This window comes from Actinomycetospora lutea (assembly GCF_028737205.1).
Lineage (GTDB): Bacteria > Actinomycetota > Actinomycetes > Mycobacteriales > Pseudonocardiaceae > Actinomycetospora > Actinomycetospora lutea.
This window is the reverse complement of sequence record NZ_JAQZAL010000023.1, coordinates 16,951-34,499: the sequence shown is the minus strand read 5'-3', so window position 1 is coordinate 34,499 and position 17,549 is coordinate 16,951. Positions and strand designations below refer to the sequence as shown.

Below are 17,549 nucleotides of genomic sequence, written 5' to 3'. Positions count from 1 at the left end.
ACTCCCGATGACCGATTCCTGGGCCCCGCCGTGGCCCGCGGTCGGCCTCGCGGTGGCCGGCGCGCTCGGGCTGGGTGCCTGGGCGGTGGCCGCCACCGACCCGCCCGGGCGCCTGCTCACCGGGCTCGCGGCGCTCGCCCTCGCGCTCGGCGCCGCGTTCGGGGCGTTCGCGCGGCCACGGCTGCGCGCCGACGACGACGGCCTCGTGCTGCGCGGTGTCTCCGGCCGGCGCTCCTGGCCCTGGGCCCGGGTGGACGCCGTGCGCGCGGTGCGCATGCGCCGGATGGGTCTGCCCGCGGCCTACCTCGAGGTGGAGGTCCGGGACGCCGACGAGGACGGCCGCCTGCTCGTGCTGGGGCGTCTCGAGCTCGGCACCGACCCGGTGGAGGTCGCCGACGCCCTGCAGGACCGGCGCGCCCGGGCGGGGCGGCGGGCGTCGGGCGCGCCTTCAGGCGGCCAGCGCGAGCGAGCGGACCGCGACCAGGGCGATCAGCACCACGACGATCCCGCCGACGGCGAGGAGCCCGGCCGCGGGACGTGAGCGGGCCGGGCCGTGCACGAGCACGACGGCGACGAGCACGCCCGTGACGAGACCGCCGAGGTGCCCGAGCAGCGACAGGCCCGGGATCGTGAAGCTCAGCACGACGTTGATGCCGATGGTCAGCAGCGCCGGGCCCTGGTTCATCCGCAGGCGGCGCAGCACCACGAGCAGGGCGCCCATCAGCCCGAACACCGCACCGGACGCGCCGGCGACGGGACGCGCGGGCTCGCCGAGCAGCACCACGGCGACCGAGCTGCCGAGCAGCGACACCCCGTAGAGCAGCGAGAACCGCAACCGGCCGAGGACGAGCTCGAGGTCCCGGCCCAGCACCCACAACGCGAACATGTTGACCGCGACGTGCAGCGGCCCGATGTGCAGGAAGCCCGCCGTGACCAGCCGCCACCACTGGCCGGCGGCGACGTCGGCGGGCACGAGCCACGTCGCCTCCACCCACGGCGACGCGTAGTTCGTCCACACGCTGCCGGCCGACAGCGCGGTGAGCACGAAGACGACGAGGTTGACGACGATCAGCGTCGTCGTGACGACCGGCCGCGCGTCCGAGGCGACCCGGCCGCCGGCCACCGTCCGCGGGCGGGTCGCCGCCGCGGCGCGGTTGGCCTCCGCGATGCAGTCGACGCAGTGCGCGCCGACCGGCGCCGGGCGCAGGCAGTCCGGGCACGCCGGGCGCCCGCACCGGGTGCAGGCCAGAGCCGTCGGCCGGTCCGGGTGCCGGACGCACACCGGCGACGCGTCGGGCCCGGCCGTCGGCCCGCCCGGCGCGGTCACCCCGTCCTCGCCGTCGTGGTGCTCAGGAGCCGACCGTCACCGAGGTGATGACGATGTCCTGCACGGGGCGGTCGCCGGGACCGGTGGCGGTCGCGGCGATCGAGTCGACGACGTCGCGCGAGGCCTGGTCGGCGACCTCACCGAAGATGGTGTGCTTGCGGTTGAGCCACGTCGTGGGCGCGACGGTGATGAAGAACTGGGAGCCGTTGGTGCCGGGCCCCGCGTTGGCCATGGCCAGCAGGTAGGGCCGGTCGAAGCGCAGGTCGGGGTGGAACTCGTCGGCGAACTTGTAGCCCGGGCCCCCGCGTCCGGTGCCCGTGGGGTCTCCGGTCTGCAGCATGAAGCCCGCGATCACGCGGTGGAAGATGGTGCCGTCGTAGAACGGCCCGTTGCTGCCGCCCTTGGCATTGGGCTCGCTGTACGACTGCTCGCCGGTCGCCAGCCCCGTGAAGTTCGCGACGGTCTTGGGCGCCTCGTTGGGGAACAGCACCAGGTTGATGTCCCCGTTCGAGGTGTGCAGCGTGGCGGTCTGGGTGTCGGCGGTGGTCACCGGGCCATCGTGCCACTAGGACTGTCGGGCGAGGGACGGTGGCGACCTTCGAACGGAGTAGCGGGTGTGACGGCCCGGCGGGTCGGGCACCTGCACCAGAGGGCCGGGGGCATCATGGCCGCCCACCGACGAGTGAGGTGAAGTCGTTGAGCAGCAAGACTCTGATCGGCGCCAGGGAGGACCTGGACGATCTGCGCAAGGAGGGCCAGCGCGCCCGCAAGAAGGCCGAGAAGCGCGCGCAGAAGGCCGCGGAGCAGGCCCGCAAGGACCGTGAGAAGGCCCGCAAGCAGGGCGCGAAGAAGCGCGCGGAGGTCCGCAAGGACGTCCGCAAGGCCGCCGACGAGGCCCGTCAGCGGGTGCTCGACGCCCGCGCCGAGGCCCGCCGGCGTGCCGAGGAGGCGCAGGCCGAGGCCCGTGCGCGCGCCCAGGAGGCCCGCGCGGAGACCCGCAAGCGCGCCAACAAGGCCGCCAAGGAGGCCCGCAAGCAGGCCAAGGGCTACGCCAAGGAGGCCCGCAAGCGCCTCGAGGACTCGCCGGTGCCCACCAGCGCCGACGAGCTCCGCGACCTCGGCGAGACGGTCCGCGGCCAGCTGGAGGAGGGCCTGGTCTCGGTCCGCAAGGACCTGGCGGCCCGCATCGAGCCCGAGGAGCCGAAGAAGCGTCGCCGCTGGGGCCTCTGGCTGGTCGTCATCGCCCTGCTGGGCGCCGGCGCGGCCGTCGTGGCCACCCGCCGCGAGCCGGAGCTGCCGCCCCCGCCGCCGCCCGCCCCGCGGCCGCGTCCGGTGAGCACCGAGAAGCCCGCCGGGACGACGCCGGTGTCGCCCGCCCCGGCGAGCAGCCAGGAGATCCCGACGCACACGGCCACCGACGCCGTGAGCGGCTCGACCTCCAACGGCGCGGTGTCCTCCGACAAGCCCGCCACCGGCGGCAAGGAGTAACCCGCTCCGGCCGCACCCGCTCGTCGGGACGGCCCGCCCCCGGTCCCTCGCGGACCGGGGGCGGGCCGTTCGCGCGCGCCGGGCCCCAGGTCACCGGCCCACCAGCCGGCGCAGGCGGTCGCCCGCGTCGACGCCCCGGTCGAGCACCGCGTCCTGCGGGCGTCCCCCGATCACCGCGGCGACGTTCTGCGCGCTCGTCGAGCCCGGCGTGAGGTAGTGGTGGTGGCCGCGCGACTCGGCGAGCACCCGCCCGTCGGGCAGCGCCACCTCGCGCGCCGAGAGCCCGGTGACGCCCGGCGTCCGGTTGGGGTCGGGGCCGAACCAGGCGGTGTCCGCCGTCGGGTCGCCGGCCGCCTCGACCACCCAGGCGTGCCCCGGTGGACGTCCCGGCAGCGGCCCCACCCCCGGGCTGCCGAGGTAGACGACGTCGTCGACGCCGCTCGCGGGGGTCACCGCCGCGGCCGTGACCACCGAACCGTAGGAGTGGCCGACCGCGGTGACGTGCGCGTCGTCGGGTCGCGCCGCGTCGAGCCCCTCGAGGAACGAGGCCAGCCGCCGGCCGCCCTCCTCGGCGGGCCCGCGGGCGAGGACCGAGCGGTCGGGGTCGGCGACCTCGCCGAGCTGTGGCGCGTCGTAGCCGTACCAGGCGACCGCGGCCGTGCCCGGACCCGCCGCGGCGGCCAGCGCGTCGAGCTCGCCGAGGCGGGCGGGCAGCTCGTCGACCCCGGTGGTGAACCCGGGCGTGAACACCCCGACGTGCGCGGCGGTGTCGACGTCGCCCCGGGCCACGGCCGCGCGGACGCCCTGACCGGCGGCCGGGTGCCGGTCCACCTCGAGGTCCAGCAGCGCGCGGTCGGGCCGGTCGACGGCCGCGGCCACTGCGCCGAGCCGGGCGAGCCGCGCGCGGACCTCGTGCAGCTCACCGCCGAAGCGCGCGAGCTCGGCCGGGTCGCGGCTGCGTGCGAGACGGTCGCGGACCGCGCTCTCCTCGGCGCGCGCCTGCTCCTGCTCCGCGGCGAGGACCCGCCGATTGGCGCGGTCACGCACCGCGGCCGGGAGCCCGTCGAGGCCGCCGACCAGGGCGGGGCGGTCGCTCTCGAGCGCCGCCCGCGCGTCGGGGTCGAGGCCCGCCCACCAGCGCGCCACCGCGCCGGGGTCGAGCCCGGGGACACCGGCGGGCGCGGTCGCCGGCACGGTCGGGGGTGCGGCGCGCCCGGCGGCGTCGAGGGCCGTCGCCAGCGCGGCGTCGACGGCGCGGGGCGGGGTGCCGACGCCGAGGGCGAGCGCCGCGACCCCGAGCGCGGTGAGCACGCCGTCGAGGTCGTCGAGCAGGGCCTCGTGTCCGCGGAGCAGGGCGGCACGCGCGGTCGCGGCCTCCTGCGCGGCCGGACCGCGCCAGCCGGGCGCCGGGTCGGCGAGCACCTCCGCGGCCCGCGCCAGACCCCGGCGGGCCGCGAGCAGGCGCGCCGCCGCGAGCGCCGGTGGAGCGCTCACCCGCCCGCGCCCATCAGGCCCGTGGCCGCGGCCCCGTCCCCGGCGACGTAGGCGACCGCGGCCGCGGCCAGCGCCTCGCCGTGGGCCACGAGGTCGGCGCACCACTGCGCGTGCGCGGCCTCCCACCGCTCGGCCAGCGCGGCGGCCGCCGCCCCGGCGCCTCCCCCCGGGTCCACCTCCGTTCCGCGCACCGCCTCCGCCGGCGCGCCCACCGGCACCTCGAGCCCGGCGGCGACGCACGCCGCCCCGGCCTCCCGCAGCTCCTCGGGCCGCACCGCCGACCCGTCCTGTTCGTCCACACCGGGTCCGACGCGGCGCGCCCCGCCGGGGATCCCGCGGGTTCGGCGGCCTGGGGACGCACCCGGCCGATGGGGACGGCAGCCGGACGATCGTGGGCGGGCGATACTGCCCTCCGTGGCACCGACCCAGGACGAGCTCGAGGCCGCGCGCTCGCGCCTGCTGCCCGACGTCCTGCCCGGGCCCGGCGACCCGCCCGTGCGCGTGCTGTTCTGCGGCATCAACCCCGGGCTCGTCTCGGCGTTCACCGGGCACCACTTCGCCCGTCCCGGCAACCGGTTCTGGCCCGCGCTGCACGCGTCCGGGTTCACGCCGCGGCTGTTCGCCCCGTCCGAGCAGGGTCTGCTCCCGTCCCTCGGCCTCGGTGTCACCAACGTGGCGCCGCGGGCGACCGCGCGCGCCGACGAGCTCGACGACGCCGAGCTGGTCGCGGGCGGCGAGCGGCTGCGCGCCCTCGTCGCGGACGTCGCCCCGCGGTGGCTCGCCGTCGTGGGGATCGGCGCCTACCGGGTCGCGTTCGGCGACCGGCGCGCCGCCGCGGGCCGCCAGGAGCGCACGCTCGGCCCGACGGGGCTGTGGGTGCTGCCCAACCCGAGCGGGCTCAACGCCCACCAGACCCCGGCGACCCTGGCGGCGGCGTTCCGCGCGCTGCGCGAGGTAGCGGGGTAGACGTGGCCCGCGGGGGGAACTGGGCGGACATGAAGGCAGCGCTCTACCGCCGCACCGGACCGGCCGCCGAGGTGCTCTCGGTGGAGGACGTCGAGACCCCCGAGCCCGGGGCCGGCGAGGTCCGCGTCCGCATCACGGCCTCCGGGGTCAACCCGACGGACTGGAAGACCCGCGCGGGTCTCACCGGGCAGGACCCCGAGACGTTCCAGATCCCCCACCAGGACGGCGTCGGGGTGGTCGACGCGGTCGGCCGGGGCGTGGACCCGTCGCTGTCCGGGCAGCGCGTCTGGCTGCACCTCGCGGCGTTCCAGAACCGCTACGGCACGGCGGCGGAGTACGCCGTCGTGCCGGTCGGGCGGGCCGTGCCGCTGCCGGGCGACGCGCCCGACGAGCTCGGCGCCTGCCTCGGCGTGCCGGCGGTGACCGCGGCGCACTGCCTGCTCGTGCGCGGCGAGGGCCGGGAGGCGTTGCGCGACCGCACGGTGCTCGTGGCCGGCGGCGCCGGCGCGGTCGGCCACTACGCGATCGAGCTCGCCAAGCACGCCGGCGCCCGCGTCGTCACCACCGTGAGCTCCGAGGAGAAGGGCGAGCTCGCGCGGGCCGCGGGCGCCGACCTCGTCGTGAACTACCGCGAGCCCGGCGTGGTCGAGCGGATCCAGGGGTTCACCGACCGCGTCGACCGGGTCGTGGAGGTCGCGCTCGGCGCGAACCTCGAGCTCGACCTCGCGCTCGCCGGGGCGGGCACGGTGATCGCGGTGTACGCCAACGAGCCGGACGACCCGGTGATCCCGACCCGCCGGCTCATGGTCGCCAACACCTCGATCAGCTACGTGCTGCTCTACGGCGTGCCCGCCGACGAGCTGGACGCCGCGGTGGCCTGGACCGCGGACGCGGCGGGCGAGGGCGCGCTCTCGCCGCTGCCGGTGACCCGCTACGGGCTCGACGACATCGTCGCCGCGCACGAGGCGGTGGAGCACGGTGCCGTCGGCAAGGTGATCCTCACGCCCTGATGTACCTGTGACCTGGTGTTACAGCTACTGGCGGGTTACCGTCCTGCGGTGCCACCACACGATTACGACGTGCTCGTCGTCGGGTCCGGGTTCGGGGGCAGCGTCACGGCGCTGCGGCTCGCGGAGAAGGGCTACCGGGTCGGGGTCCTCGAGGCGGGGCGACGGTTCACGCCCGAGACGCTGCCGGCAACGTCGTGGGACATCCGGAACTTCCTCTGGGCGCCGAAGCTCGGCTGCTACGGCATCCAGCGGATCCACGTGCTGCGCGACGTCGTGGTGCTCGCCGGTGCGGGCGTCGGCGGGGGCTCGCTGAACTACGCGAACACGCTCTACCGCCCGAAGAACGACGCGTTCTACCGCGACCCGCAGTGGGCGTCGCTGACCGACTGGCGCGACGAGCTCGACCCGTTCTACGACCAGGCGAGCCGGATGCTCGGCGTCGTCACGCAGCCGTCGGTGACCCCGTCGGACGTGGTCATGCGCCAGGTCGCCGAGGAGCGGGGGCGCGGCGACACGGTGGCCCCGACGCAGGTCGGCGTGTACTTCGGTGCCGGCCCCGGCGTCACGGCTCCCGACCCGTTCTTCGGCGGCGCGGGGCCGGCGCGCACGGGGTGCCTCGAGTGCGGCGAGTGCATGACCGGCTGCCGGCACGGCGCCAAGAACACCCTCGAGACCAACTACCTGGCGCTGGCCGAGCGCGCCGGGGCCGCCGTGCACTCGGAGACGACCGTGCGCACGGTCCGCCCGTCGCCGTCGGGCTACGTGGTGGAGACGCGCGCGACCCGGGGACGGGGACGCACGACGTTCACGGCCGACCAGGTCGTGCTCGCCGCGGGCACGTGGGGCACGCAGTCGCTGCTGCACCGCCTGCGCGACACCGGCGTGCTGCCGCGGGTGTCCCGGCGCCTCGGCGAGCTCACCCGCACCAACTCCGAGGCACTGGTCGGCGCGATGGCACACCGCGCCCCGGAGCCCGGCGGGCCGCGCGACTTCACCCGCGGCGTCGCGATCACCTCGTCGTGGCACCCCGACGACGACACGCACATCGAGCCGTGCCGCTACGGGCGCGGGTCGAACGCGATGGGCCTGCTGACGACGCTGATGACCGACGGCGGCGGGCGGGTGCCGCGCCTGCTCAAGCTGCTGGGCGGCATGGTGCGCCACCCGCGGGTGTTCGCGCGCTCGCTGGACAAGCGGCACTGGTCGGAGCGCACCGTGATCGCGCTGGTCATGCAGTCGCTGGACAACTCGATCACCGTGCGCCGGCGCTTCGGGCGCCTCGTCTCGCGCCAGGGCCACGGCACCCCGAACCCGACGTGGATCCCGGCGGCGAACGAGACCACCCGGCGGCTCGCCGAGATCATCGACGGCGATCCCGGCGGCACCTGGGGCGAGGCGGTGAACATGCCGATGACCGCGCACTTCATCGGCGGCTGCCCGATCGGCGACTCGGCGGAGACGGGCGTGGTCGACGGCTACCAGCGCCTGTTCGGGCACCCGGGCCTGCACGTCGTCGACGGCTCGGCGCTCTCGGCGAACCTCGGCGTGAACCCGTCGCTGACGATCACCGCGCAGGCCGAGCGGGCGATGGCGTTCTGGCCGAACAAGGGCGAGCCCGACCCGCGCCCGCCGCTCGGGTCGGCGTACCGCCGCGTGGACCCGGTCGCCCCGCACGCCCCCGTCGTCCCCGCCGACGCCCCGGGCGCCCTGCGCCTCGTGCCCCTCGGCACCCCTTCCGTCCCCCCGCGCACCCCGGTGTAGCGCCCCGCCGGTGCGAGCGATGCGGCATCGCTGGCGTGTGACGCCAGGATCGCCACATCCTCGCCCGCGCGACACGCCGAGAGGGTTCTCGGGGCCCGGGGGTGTCCCAGCCCGGCACATCGACGTCGAACGTCAGGAGAGCCACGACGATCTCCGCTGCGGCGGACGCCGGCCCCCGCGGCAGCGGAGATCACGGGTACACCACGCCTCTGCGAGGGCGCGGCGATGCGCATGAGGTGCCCGTGATCACCCGGAGAGGCCGGGTCATCGGGCCCGCCGGACGCCGCGACCATGCAGCGCTCATCGCCGGGCGGGATCGAGCCGGTGGGGAAGCTGACGGTGAACGTCAACGTGGCCGCCACGCCGACGAGACACCCCGTCCCTCGCGACCATGGTGGGATCGATAGGTGCCCGCCGACGCGCTGCTGTTCTCCAACTCCCGCCCGCCCGGGGCCGCGGTGCCGTTCGCGCACGCCGCCGAGCCGCTGCGCGCGCACCTCGGAGACCGGACGCTGTGGTTCGCGGCGTGGGCGGGCGGCGACCTCGACGCGTACACCGGCTTCGTCGCCGAGGCGCTGGAGAACGTCCTCGGTCCCCTCGACGTCCGCGGTCTGCACCGCGAGCCCGACCCCGCCGCGACGATCCGCGATGCCGACCCCGACCGCGAGACCGTGTTCGTCGGCGGCGGCAACACGTTCCGCCTGCGCCGGCGCACGGGCGACAACGGCGTGCTCGACGCGCTGAGGCAACGGACCGACCTGGGGTACGCCGGCGCCAGCGCCGGCTCCAACCTCGCCTGCCCGACGATCATGACGACCAACGACATGCCGATCGTCGACCCCGGCGGGTACGACGCCGTCGGCCGCATCCCCGTGCAGATCAACCCGCACTACCTCGACCCGGACCCGCACTCGACCCACCGCGGCGAGACCCGCGAGCAGCGCATCCAGGAGTTCCACGAGGAGAACGCCGTCGCCGTCATCGGGCTGCGCGAGGGCGCGTGGCTGCTCCACCGCGACGACACCCTCACCCTCGACGGCCACACCGCGCGCCTCTTCCGCCGCGGCCACGAGCCGGCGGAGCTCGCGGCGGGTACCGACCTGACGTGGCTGCTCGCGACACCTACCTCCTGACCGACGTCCGCACCCGGCACCACGCCGGGCCCGTCGACGTCGCCGTCGACGACGGACGGATCAGCGCGGTCGGTCCGGGTCTCGAGCGACACGGGGAGACGCCGAGGAAGAACGGCGCCGGCAGGCTCGTCCTCCCCGGCCTCGTCGAGCCCCACCTGCACCTCGACAAGGCCATGCTCGACCCCGGCCCCGACCCGGACGCCGGCCTCGACGCCGCCGTCGCCCGTACCGCCGAGCACAAGGCGCGGTTCACGCCCGACGACGTGCGCGCCCGCGCCACCGACGTGCTCACCCGCGCCCACGCCGCCGGCACCACGCGCGTCCGCACGCCCGTCGACGTCGACCCCACCGTCGGCCTGGCGAGCCTCGACGTCCTCCTGGAGCTCCGGGAGGAGTGGGCGGGACGGATCGCGCTGCAGGTCGTCGCGTTCCCGCAGGAGGGCATCGCGGCCCGCCCGGGCACCCGCGACCTGCTCGTCGAGGCCCTGCGCCGCGGCGCCGACGTGCTCGGCGCGTGCAGCTACGCCGAGGACGACGTCGACGCCTGCCGCGACCACGTCCGCGACGTCCTCGACCTCGCCGAGCACCACGGCGTGCCGGTCGACGTGCACGCGGACTTCGCCGCCGGGGAGGGTGGGCGTGTCGCCGACCCGCGCCACGACCTCGCCGCCGAGATCGCCACGATGACCCGGGCCGCCGGCATGGGAGGCCGCGTCGTCCTCGGCCACGTCACGACCCTCGCCGGCCTCGGCGACGACCGCCGGCGCCGCACCGCCGACGCGCTCGCCGCCGCGGGCGTCGGCGTCGTCGTCCTCCCGCCCACCGACCTCTACCTCGTCGGTGCGTCGGCCCCGGTCCGGGAGCTGCGCGACGTCGGCGTGCGCGTCGCGTACTCGTCGAACAACGTCCGCAACGCCTTCACCCCGTTCGGGACCGTCGACCTCCTCGACGCCGCCCTGCTCCTCGGCCACATGCAGGGCCTCGCTCTCGACACACTGCTCGACATGGGCACCGCCGAGGCGGCCGCACTGCTCGGCGACGGGCACCACGACGTCGTGCCCGGCGCCCGGGCGGACCTGGTCCTCCTCGACGCCCCGGACGCCCCCACCGGCCTCCTCGATCGGGCACCGCGGACCCCCGTCGCCGACCTCACGCGGGCCCCGGGCGGCGAAGGCTCGTCGACCGGCGCAAACTGATCCCCGATGACCGCCACGCGTCGCCCGTCCCGTGACTCCCTCCTCGCCGAGGACCTGCGCTCGGCCGTCCGCGGCCGGGTCCGGTTCGACACGGCGAGCAAGGCCATGTGGTCGGCGGACGCGTCGAACTACCGCCACGTGCCGATCGGCGTCGTGCAGCCCGTCGACATCGACGACGTCGAGGCGGTCGTCGACGTCACCCGCCGCCACGGGGTGCCGCTGCTGCCGCGCGGCGCGAGCACGAGCATCGGCGGCCAGGCCGTCAACGAGGCGGTCGTCATCGACTTCTCCCGCCACCTCACCCGCGTGCTGGAGATCGACCCGGACGCCCGGACCGCCCGCGTCCAGCCCGGCGTCGTCCTCGACGACCTGCGCGAGGCCGCCCGCCCCTTCGGCCTGACGTTCGGCCCCGATCCCTCGACGCACAACCGCTGCACGCTCGGCGGGATGATCGCCAACAACGCGTGCGGGTCGCACTCCGTGGCATGGGGCAAGACCGTCGACAACGTGCGCGCGCTCGAGGTGGTGCTGGCCGACGGCACGCGGATGGGTGTCGGCCCCACTCCGGACCTCGAGGCGGCGGCGATGCTGCCCGGCCGCGAGGGCGCGGTCCACCGCGAGCTGCGGACGCTGCGCGACCGCTACGACGCCACCATCCGCGACGAGCTCGTCGTCGAGGGGATGACCCGGCGGGTCAGCGGCTACAACCTCGAGCAGCTGCTGCCGGACCGGTCCTTCGACCTCGCCCGGGCGCTGGTCGGCACCGAGGGCACGTGCGCGACGATCCTCGAGGCGACCGTCGACCTGGTCGAGTCCCCGCCGGCGCGGGCGCTGTGCGTGCTCGGGTTCCCCGACGCCTACACCGCCGCCGACCACGTCATGCCCATCCGCGAGCACGCCCCGCTGACGATCGAGGGCATGGACGTCGGGGTCATCGGGGCGCTGCGCGCGAGCCGCCCGGACGACCGCACCCACGAGGCCCTGCCCGAGGGCAAGGGCTGGCTCTACGTCGAGACCGGCGGCGCCGACCGCGCCGAGGCCACCGCCCGGGCCGAGGCGATCGGCCGCGAGATGGCGCGCTACGGCGCGAGCGTCAAGGTCGTCTCGGAGCCCACGGCGCAGCGCGCGCTGTGGAAGATCCGCGAGGACGGGTCGGGCATCGTCACCCGGTCCCCCGACGGCGGCGAGGCCTGGCCCGGCTGGGAGGACGCCGCCGTGCCGCCCGCGCAGATGGGCGCCTACCTGCGCGAGTTCGACGCGCTGCTGGCCCGGCACGGCCGCCGGGGCGCCTACTACGGGCACTTCGGCGACGGCTGCCTGCACGTGCGCATCGACTTCGACCTGCTCACCCGGCCCGGCCTGGCGAACTTCCGCGCCTTCCTCACCGACGCCGCCGACCTCGTCGCCGCGCACGGGGGCTCCGTCTCCGGCGAGCACGGCGACGGCCAGGCGCGCGCCGAGCTGCTCGCACGCACCTACTCCCCGCGGCTGCTCGAGGCGTTCGGCGCGTTCAAGGCCGTCTGGGACCCCGAGGGCCGCATGAACCCGGGCCGCGTCGTCGACCCGGCCCCGATGGACGCCGACCTCAAGGTGTTCGTCGGCGTGCCCACCATCGGCCCGAGCACCGAGCTCGCCTACACCGACGACCGCGGCAGCTTCACCCGCGCCAGCCGCCGCTGCATCGGCGTCGCGAAGTGCATCTCCGACTCGGGCGGCTACATGTGCCCGAGCTACCGCGTCACCGGCGAGGAGAGCCACTCCACCCGCGGGCGCGCCCGGATGCTGTTCGAGATGGCCAGCGGGCAGCTGGTGCCCGACGGCTGGCGCTCCACCGAGGTCCGCGACGCGCTCGACCTGTGCCTGAGCTGCAAGGCCTGCCAGCGCGACTGCCCGGTCGGCGTGGACATGGCCACCTACAAGGCCGAGTTCCTCGCCCAGCACTACGCGGGCCGGGCACGGCACCGCCCGCGCAGCCACTGGTCGATGGGCCACCTGCCGCGCTGGCTGCGCCTCGCCACCGCCGTCCCGGGCCTGCCCCGGGTGGCCAACGCGCTGGCGCGCCGGCCCGCCCTGGCGTCGATCGCGAAGCGGCTCGGGGGCATCGCCCCGCAGCGCGAGATCCCGCCGCTCGCCCCGCGTCCGCTGCGCCGCCTCGTGGGCGACCGGCGCGCCCACGCCGACAGCACCCAGCCCCGCGTGCTGCTCTGGCCCGACACGTTCACCTCGACGTTCGACCCCGACCTCGCCCTCGACGCGATCGCCGTGCTCGAGCACCTCGGCTACCGCGTCGAGCTGCCGACCGGGCAGGTCTGCTGCGGGCTGACCTGGCACACCACCGGCCAGCTCGACACCGCGCGCGCGGTCGCCCGGCGCAGCCTCGACGTCGTCAAGCCGTGGCTCGACGACGGCGTCCCCGTGGTCGGCCTGGAGCCCTCGTGCACCGCCGCGCTGCGCCAGGACGTGGTCGAGCTCCTCGGACCCGGGGACGAGGACGCCGTCCGGCTCGAGAAGTCGACGCGCACGCTCGCCGAGGTCCTCGCGCAGCACACCGACGAGCTGCGGGCCGGCGCCGTCCGCTCCGGGCAGAAGGCCGTCGCCCAGATCCACTGTCACCAGTACGCGGCGATGGGCTTCGACGCCGACCGGGCGGTGCTCGACGCCCTCGGGGTCGACGTGCGGGTGCTCGACGAGGGCTGCTGCGGGCTGGCGGGCAACTTCGGGTTCGAGGAGGGGCACTACGAGGTCTCGACGGCGTGCGCCGAGCGGGGGCTCATGCCCGCGGTGCGCGCCGCCGACCCGGACACCGCGGTGCTCGCCGACGGCTTCTCGTGCCGCACCCAGATCCGCCAGCTCGAGGCGGGCTCCGAGCCGGTGCACCTCGCCCACGTCGCGGCGACGGCGCTGGGCCTGCGGTCGGCCCGGGGGTCCGGAGAACGCGCCCCGGCGGCCGCCGCGCGATGACCCGCCCGGGCGTCCTGCGCTGGATCGCCTACGCGTTCGGGGCGCGGCTGCCGGTCCGGTACGCCCCGTGGGTGCTGCACGACCTGACCTGCCGGACCTGGTTCCTGCGCCACCTCGCCCGCTCCGCGGTGCAGGCCACGCCCGCCGCGCTGCTGGCGCTGCTGCCCGGGCCGGTGTGGCTGAAGGTCGCCCTGCCGGTGTTCGTGCTGGTCTCGACCCTGTTCATGGCCACGCTGTTCTCGCCGATGGTCCGCGAGAAACGGCTCTACCAGCACGGCTACCTGCCCGAGGTCGTCCTCCGCGACGAGGACTAGCCGGCCTTGCGCCCCCACACGGCGGTCATCATCCAGCACTGGGTCCAGCAGGTCGGGTCGTCGAGCAGGGCTGTGGCCGCGTCGAGGGTCGCCGCGTCCAGCCCGCCGGCGGCGAGGACCCGGTCGCGCACCTCGGCGAAGAAGAGCTTGAAGTAGAGCGCGCCCCGCTCGCCGCCGCGGATGTTCTCCACGTCGGTGGAGGCCTGCGGGCGCGCGAACCCGGCGTCGACGACCATCCGGGGCAGGCGGCGGCCGATGAACCAGTCGACGCCGTTGTCGCGTCCCCACCCGAGGATCGCCGACCAGGTGTCGGCCCAGGCGGCGGGCTCGGTGGTCGGCGCGAGGTGGAAGTCCGGCTCCTGGACCAGCAGCCACCCGCCCGGCCGGACCGCCGCGGCCATCTTCCCGAGCACCGCCGGGGCCTGCTCCGCGATCTGGTGCAGCATCGCGCGGCAGGACACGAGGTCGTAGCCGCCGCCGGGGAGCTCGCTGGTCCGGACGTCCGCCTGCGCCACGGTGAGGTTCTGGGCGGGGACCAGGTCGAGCAGCGCGGTGTTGATGTCGACCGAGGTCACGCTCCCCGACGTGCCCACGACCTCGCAGAGCCACTCGGCGACGCTGCCGTTGCCGCCGCCGAGCTCGAGGCACCGCCAGCCGGGCCCGACGCCGATCCCGTCGAGGTAGCGGCGGGTCCACGGATCGAGGATCTTCGACATGAGGTCCAAGCGCTGGTATTCGACCGTCGCCGCGTCGTCGAGGATGTAGGGGCGCAGGGCTTCCGCCACGTCGACCTCCCGGGTCCGCTCGCGATGCCGTCACCCTCGCGCACCCGCGCGGCGGCCGGTAGTCGCGGACCCGTCAGAGCCCCGCCGGGCACTGCTCGGGCGGCGTGACGCGCGGGTCGAGCAGGTAGGCGGTGTAGGCCTCGGCGGCGCAGCGGCTCGGCGCGTCGAGGGTCGTGTGGCCGATGGCGTCGACGACGAGCACGTGGGCCGCCGCGAGCTGCGAGGCCGTCGCGCGGGCGTCCGCGAGCGGGGTCGTCGGGTCCCAGCGCGAGTTCACCAGCAGGGCGGGCGCGGCCAGCGGCGCGTTCCACGGGCCGAGGTAGCGGTCGGGGTCGATGGCGGGCCAGTCGACGCACATCGCGTGGTTGAGCGCCGTGGAGGCCCCGACGATCGGGTGCGCGGCCTGCTCGGCGACCACGGCCGCGTCCATGTCGGCGGCGGAGGGCGTCACGCTGTCGGTGCACTGGACCGCGAGGTAGGACGGCGAGTGCTCCGGCGCCCACGGGGCGGCGGGCAGCGGGATCCGCCCGCCCGAGGGCGGCGCGCCCGGCGCCAGCGCGCCGAGCGCGCGCATCAGCCCGGGCAGCCGGCCCTCGGTCTGCAGGGCGCGGTCGATGCGCGCCACGAGGTCGGCGGAGGTCGTGGCGCCCAGGGTGCCGCTCGCCGCGGCCGCCACGACGTCGGTGGCGCGGGCCCGCGCGTCGGGACCCAGCGGGCAGGCGGGGCCGGCGGCGCACCGGTCGAGGGCCACCCCGAACGTCTCCTCCCACGCCTCGCTGACCGCCGCCCGCACGTCCACCGGCACCCGCTCGGTGCCGGGCGCGCCGGCGGCGTTGGCGACGAGGTCGAGGCTGCCGTCGAGCACCATCGCGCGGGTGTGGGCCGGGAACAGGTTCGCGTAGGTGGCCGCCGAGTACGTGCCGTACGAGTAGCCGTAGAGGCTGACGGTCTGCTCGCCGAGCGCCTGCCGGACGAGGTCGACGTCGCGGGCGGCGTTGGCGGTCGACAGGTGGCCCAGGCGCTCGCCGGTCCCGGCGAGGCACGCCCGCCCGGGCTCGGCCGCCGACGCCCAGAACTCCGGGGTGCGCGCGGGGCCGGCGGGCACGGGCACCCGGTCGCCGCCGAACGGACCGCACGCCACGGGCGACGAGGCGCCGGTGCCGCGCGGGTCGATCGCCACGAGGTCGAAGCGGGCGCGCAGCGCGTCGAAGCGGCCCGCGAGGCGCCGCAGGCTCGACGTCCCCGGCGTGCCCGGGCCGCCGTAGTTGACGACCAGCGTCCCGATCCGCGCCGCGGGGTCCGTGGCGGGCATCCGCAGCACCGCGAGCGAGATCGTCGGGCCGGTCGGGCGGCGGTAGTCGAGCGGGACGACGACGTCGGCGCACTGGGAGCCGCCGCACGCGCGCCAGTCGAGGGCCGGCACGGGCGCCCCGTTCGTCCCCATCGGCGGCGCGGCGGGCTCGGCCTCCCGCGGTCCCGGGCCGGCCCGCCCGGCGCAGCCCACCACCGCGGCGAGCACGAGGACGGCGAGCAGCGCCCGGGTTCGTCGGTGGCCGCGTCTCACGGCCCCATCATGGGCCGGGGATCAGCGCATGTGTGTGACCGACGCCCACGACGCCGACCAGGGGGCGCGCAGCGTGCACAGGGCGAGCGGGACGTCGCCGTTGATCACGGCGTTGGCGCTCGGGTCGCGGTGCGGCGGCAGCGGCGTGATCGTGCCGCAGAGCTGCGCGGCGCCCTCGACGGGCCCGACGAGCAGCGCCGCGGTGGCGCTGTCGGGAGGCGGGCCGAGGAACGCGTACCCGCGGTGGCCGCTGTAGACCGGGGGGAGCCCGGCGCCCGGCCCGTACACGTCGAGGGCGGCGGCGTACCAGTAGGACCAGGCGAGCACGGTGGTGCGCGCCCGCTGCTCGGGGGGAAGGGCGCGGTGGGCGGCGGCGGTGTCGGCGGCGAGGCTCTGCCAGCCGACCTGGCCCCCGGCGAGGAAGTCGCCCCGCTCGACGCGCCACGACGCCGGCCCCAGCGGCAGCGCGATGACGGCGACGACCAGCGCGGACGCCACGTACGCGGGCACCGACACCGACCAGCTCCACCAGCGCGCCGGGCGCCGGTCCTGCAGCGCCACCGCGCCGGCGGCGAGGAGGACCGCGGCGAGGCCCATGACGTAGTAGGGCCGCCCACCGGCGACGATCATGGCCGCGGTGGTGGCGACGGCGGCGATCCCCACGGCGCGGAAGGGCCGCAGGGCGTCGCTCCGCAGGAGCGCCCCGAGCCCGACGCCGGCGAGCACCATGCCGGGCACGAGGCCGACGTCCCAGCCGGCGATGGGCAGGAAGCTCCACCGGTTGCCCGTGAGCCCGCCCTCGCCGGCGACGACCTCGCCCATGTGCAGCTGCGGCCACCCGTGCGCGGCCTGCCAGAGCAGCGTCGGCACCGTCGAGGCGGCCGCGAGGACCAGCCCGACCCACAGCAGCGGCCGGCCCAGCAACCGGCGCGGCCCGGCCACGAGCACGCCGACGGCCAGCCCCGCGACGAGGACGGGCACGAGGAACTTCACGGCCAGGGCCACCGCCAGCACGAGGCCGGCGGCGAGCAGCAGCAGGTCGCGCCGCGTCCGGAGCCAGCGCACGACGAGCCACAGCAGCAGGGACCACAGGAACGGGTCGAGCGTCGAGGTGGCGAGCAGGTGGCCGGTGGCGAGGAGGAACGGGGAGATCGCGACGGCGGCGCCGGCGAGCAGCTGCGCGCGGCGCCGGCCGCCCATCTCGGCCGCGATCAGGGCGCCGACCAGGACGTGCGCGGCGCTGGTCAGCGTGGCGGGCAGGCGCAGCACCACCAGGTTGCCGGGCGCCAGCGCGTCGAGCGCCGCGGCGAGCCACGGCACGAGCGGCGGCTGGTCGGCGTAGCCCCACGCGAGGTGACGGCCCGCGCCGATGAAGTACAGCTCGTCGCCGAACGCGCCGTACCAGGCGGAGCTGACCCCGTGCACGAGCGCGACCGCACCGGCCAGCACGAGCAGCGGGCGCCAGGCCACGCGCACGGCGGCCGGCGTCTCCGGGACGGGGGGTGCGACGACCGGCAGGGGGGCCGTGGTGGTCACCGGGGATCTCCAGC

Annotated in this window: 16 protein-coding genes; 9 read left to right on the top strand and 7 right to left on the bottom strand. The window is 76.5% G+C overall.

What is annotated here, in order from left to right:
- Positions 1-7 precede the first annotated feature (7 nt).
- Positions 8-541 (top strand): PH domain-containing protein, encoded by a 534-nt coding sequence (locus PHK61_RS23015; protein WP_274283353.1) that lies wholly within the window; start codon positions 8-10, stop codon positions 539-541.
- Here PHK61_RS23015 and PHK61_RS23010 read toward each other — a convergent pair.
- Together PHK61_RS23010 and PHK61_RS23005 are read right to left on the bottom strand one after the other, a co-directional pair.
- Positions 449-1,327: a rhomboid family intramembrane serine protease gene (locus PHK61_RS23010; protein ID WP_274283352.1), complete on the bottom strand. Its 879-nt coding sequence runs from the start codon at positions 1,325-1,327 to the stop codon at positions 449-451. The genes PHK61_RS23015 and PHK61_RS23010 overlap by 93 nt on opposite strands.
- A 22-nt stretch (positions 1,328-1,349) precedes the next feature.
- The gene (locus PHK61_RS23005; RefSeq protein ID WP_274283351.1) at positions 1,350-1,877 is read right to left on the bottom strand and encodes a peptidylprolyl isomerase; all 528 of its coding nucleotides are present in this window, start codon (positions 1,875-1,877) and stop codon (positions 1,350-1,352) included.
- Positions 1,878-2,023: 146 nt separating this feature from the next.
- Between PHK61_RS23005 and PHK61_RS23000 the strand changes: the two genes are divergently transcribed.
- On the top strand, positions 2,024-2,815 hold the full coding sequence (locus PHK61_RS23000; protein ID WP_274283350.1) for a hypothetical protein: 792 nt from the start codon (positions 2,024-2,026) through the stop codon (positions 2,813-2,815).
- Between the two features lie 90 nt (positions 2,816-2,905).
- Here PHK61_RS23000 and PHK61_RS22995 read toward each other — a convergent pair whose 3' ends face one another.
- Complete coding sequence (locus PHK61_RS22995) at positions 2,906-4,309, bottom strand: alpha/beta hydrolase (protein ID WP_274283349.1); 1,404 nt, start codon at positions 4,307-4,309, stop codon at positions 2,906-2,908.
- A complete protein-coding gene (locus PHK61_RS22990; protein WP_274283348.1) occupies positions 4,306-4,608 on the bottom strand; it encodes a hypothetical protein in 303 nt (100 codons plus the stop codon). Before PHK61_RS22990 ends, PHK61_RS22995 begins: the two co-directional genes overlap by 4 nt.
- Positions 4,609-4,714: 106 nt before the next feature.
- Between PHK61_RS22990 and mug the strand changes: the two genes are divergently transcribed.
- The 7 genes from mug (at position 4,715) to PHK61_RS22955 (ending at position 13,650) form a co-directional block, all read left to right on the top strand.
- Entirely contained in the window at positions 4,715-5,275 is a 561-nt protein-coding gene (gene mug / locus PHK61_RS22985; RefSeq protein WP_274283404.1) for a G/U mismatch-specific DNA glycosylase, read from the top strand.
- A gap of 29 nt (positions 5,276-5,304) precedes the next feature.
- The gene (locus PHK61_RS22980; protein WP_274283347.1) at positions 5,305-6,285 is read left to right on the top strand and encodes an NADPH:quinone reductase; all 981 of its coding nucleotides are present in this window, start codon (positions 5,305-5,307) and stop codon (positions 6,283-6,285) included.
- A gap of 48 nt (positions 6,286-6,333) precedes the next feature.
- On the top strand, positions 6,334-8,046 hold the full coding sequence (locus PHK61_RS22975) for a GMC oxidoreductase (protein WP_274283346.1): 1,713 nt from the start codon (positions 6,334-6,336) through the stop codon (positions 8,044-8,046).
- A 407-nt stretch (positions 8,047-8,453) separates the two neighbouring features.
- Positions 8,454-9,179 (top strand): dipeptidase PepE, encoded by a 726-nt coding sequence (gene pepE, locus PHK61_RS22970; protein ID WP_274283345.1) that lies wholly within the window; start codon positions 8,454-8,456, stop codon positions 9,177-9,179.
- Complete coding sequence (locus tag PHK61_RS22965) at positions 9,152-10,375, top strand: amidohydrolase family protein (RefSeq protein ID WP_274283344.1); 1,224 nt, start codon at positions 9,152-9,154, stop codon at positions 10,373-10,375. Before pepE ends, PHK61_RS22965 begins: the two co-directional genes overlap by 28 nt.
- Before the next feature lie 6 nt (positions 10,376-10,381).
- Positions 10,382-13,336: an FAD-binding and (Fe-S)-binding domain-containing protein gene (locus PHK61_RS22960; RefSeq protein WP_274283343.1), complete on the top strand. Its 2,955-nt coding sequence runs from the start codon at positions 10,382-10,384 to the stop codon at positions 13,334-13,336.
- Positions 13,333-13,650, top strand: coding sequence for a DUF5313 family protein (locus PHK61_RS22955; protein ID WP_274283342.1), 318 nt, complete (start codon positions 13,333-13,335; stop codon positions 13,648-13,650). The genes PHK61_RS22960 and PHK61_RS22955 overlap by 4 nt, the downstream gene beginning before the upstream one ends.
- On the opposite strand, the gene PHK61_RS22950 is transcribed toward PHK61_RS22955, so the two are convergent.
- The 3 genes from PHK61_RS22950 to PHK61_RS22940 all read right to left on the bottom strand — a co-directional run bounded on the left by PHK61_RS22950 (position 13,647) and on the right by PHK61_RS22940 (position 17,535).
- The gene (locus PHK61_RS22950; protein ID WP_274283341.1) at positions 13,647-14,435 is read right to left on the bottom strand and encodes a class I SAM-dependent methyltransferase; all 789 of its coding nucleotides are present in this window, start codon (positions 14,433-14,435) and stop codon (positions 13,647-13,649) included. The two genes, PHK61_RS22955 and PHK61_RS22950, sit on opposite strands and share 4 nt — an antisense overlap.
- 73 nt (positions 14,436-14,508) lie before the next feature.
- A complete protein-coding gene (locus PHK61_RS22945) occupies positions 14,509-15,999 on the bottom strand; it encodes an alpha/beta hydrolase (RefSeq protein WP_274283340.1) in 1,491 nt (496 codons plus the stop codon).
- Between the two features lie 21 nt (positions 16,000-16,020).
- On the bottom strand, positions 16,021-17,535 hold the full coding sequence (locus tag PHK61_RS22940; RefSeq protein ID WP_274283339.1) for a glycosyltransferase family 39 protein: 1,515 nt from the start codon (positions 17,533-17,535) through the stop codon (positions 16,021-16,023).
- Positions 17,536-17,549 lie beyond the last annotated feature (14 nt).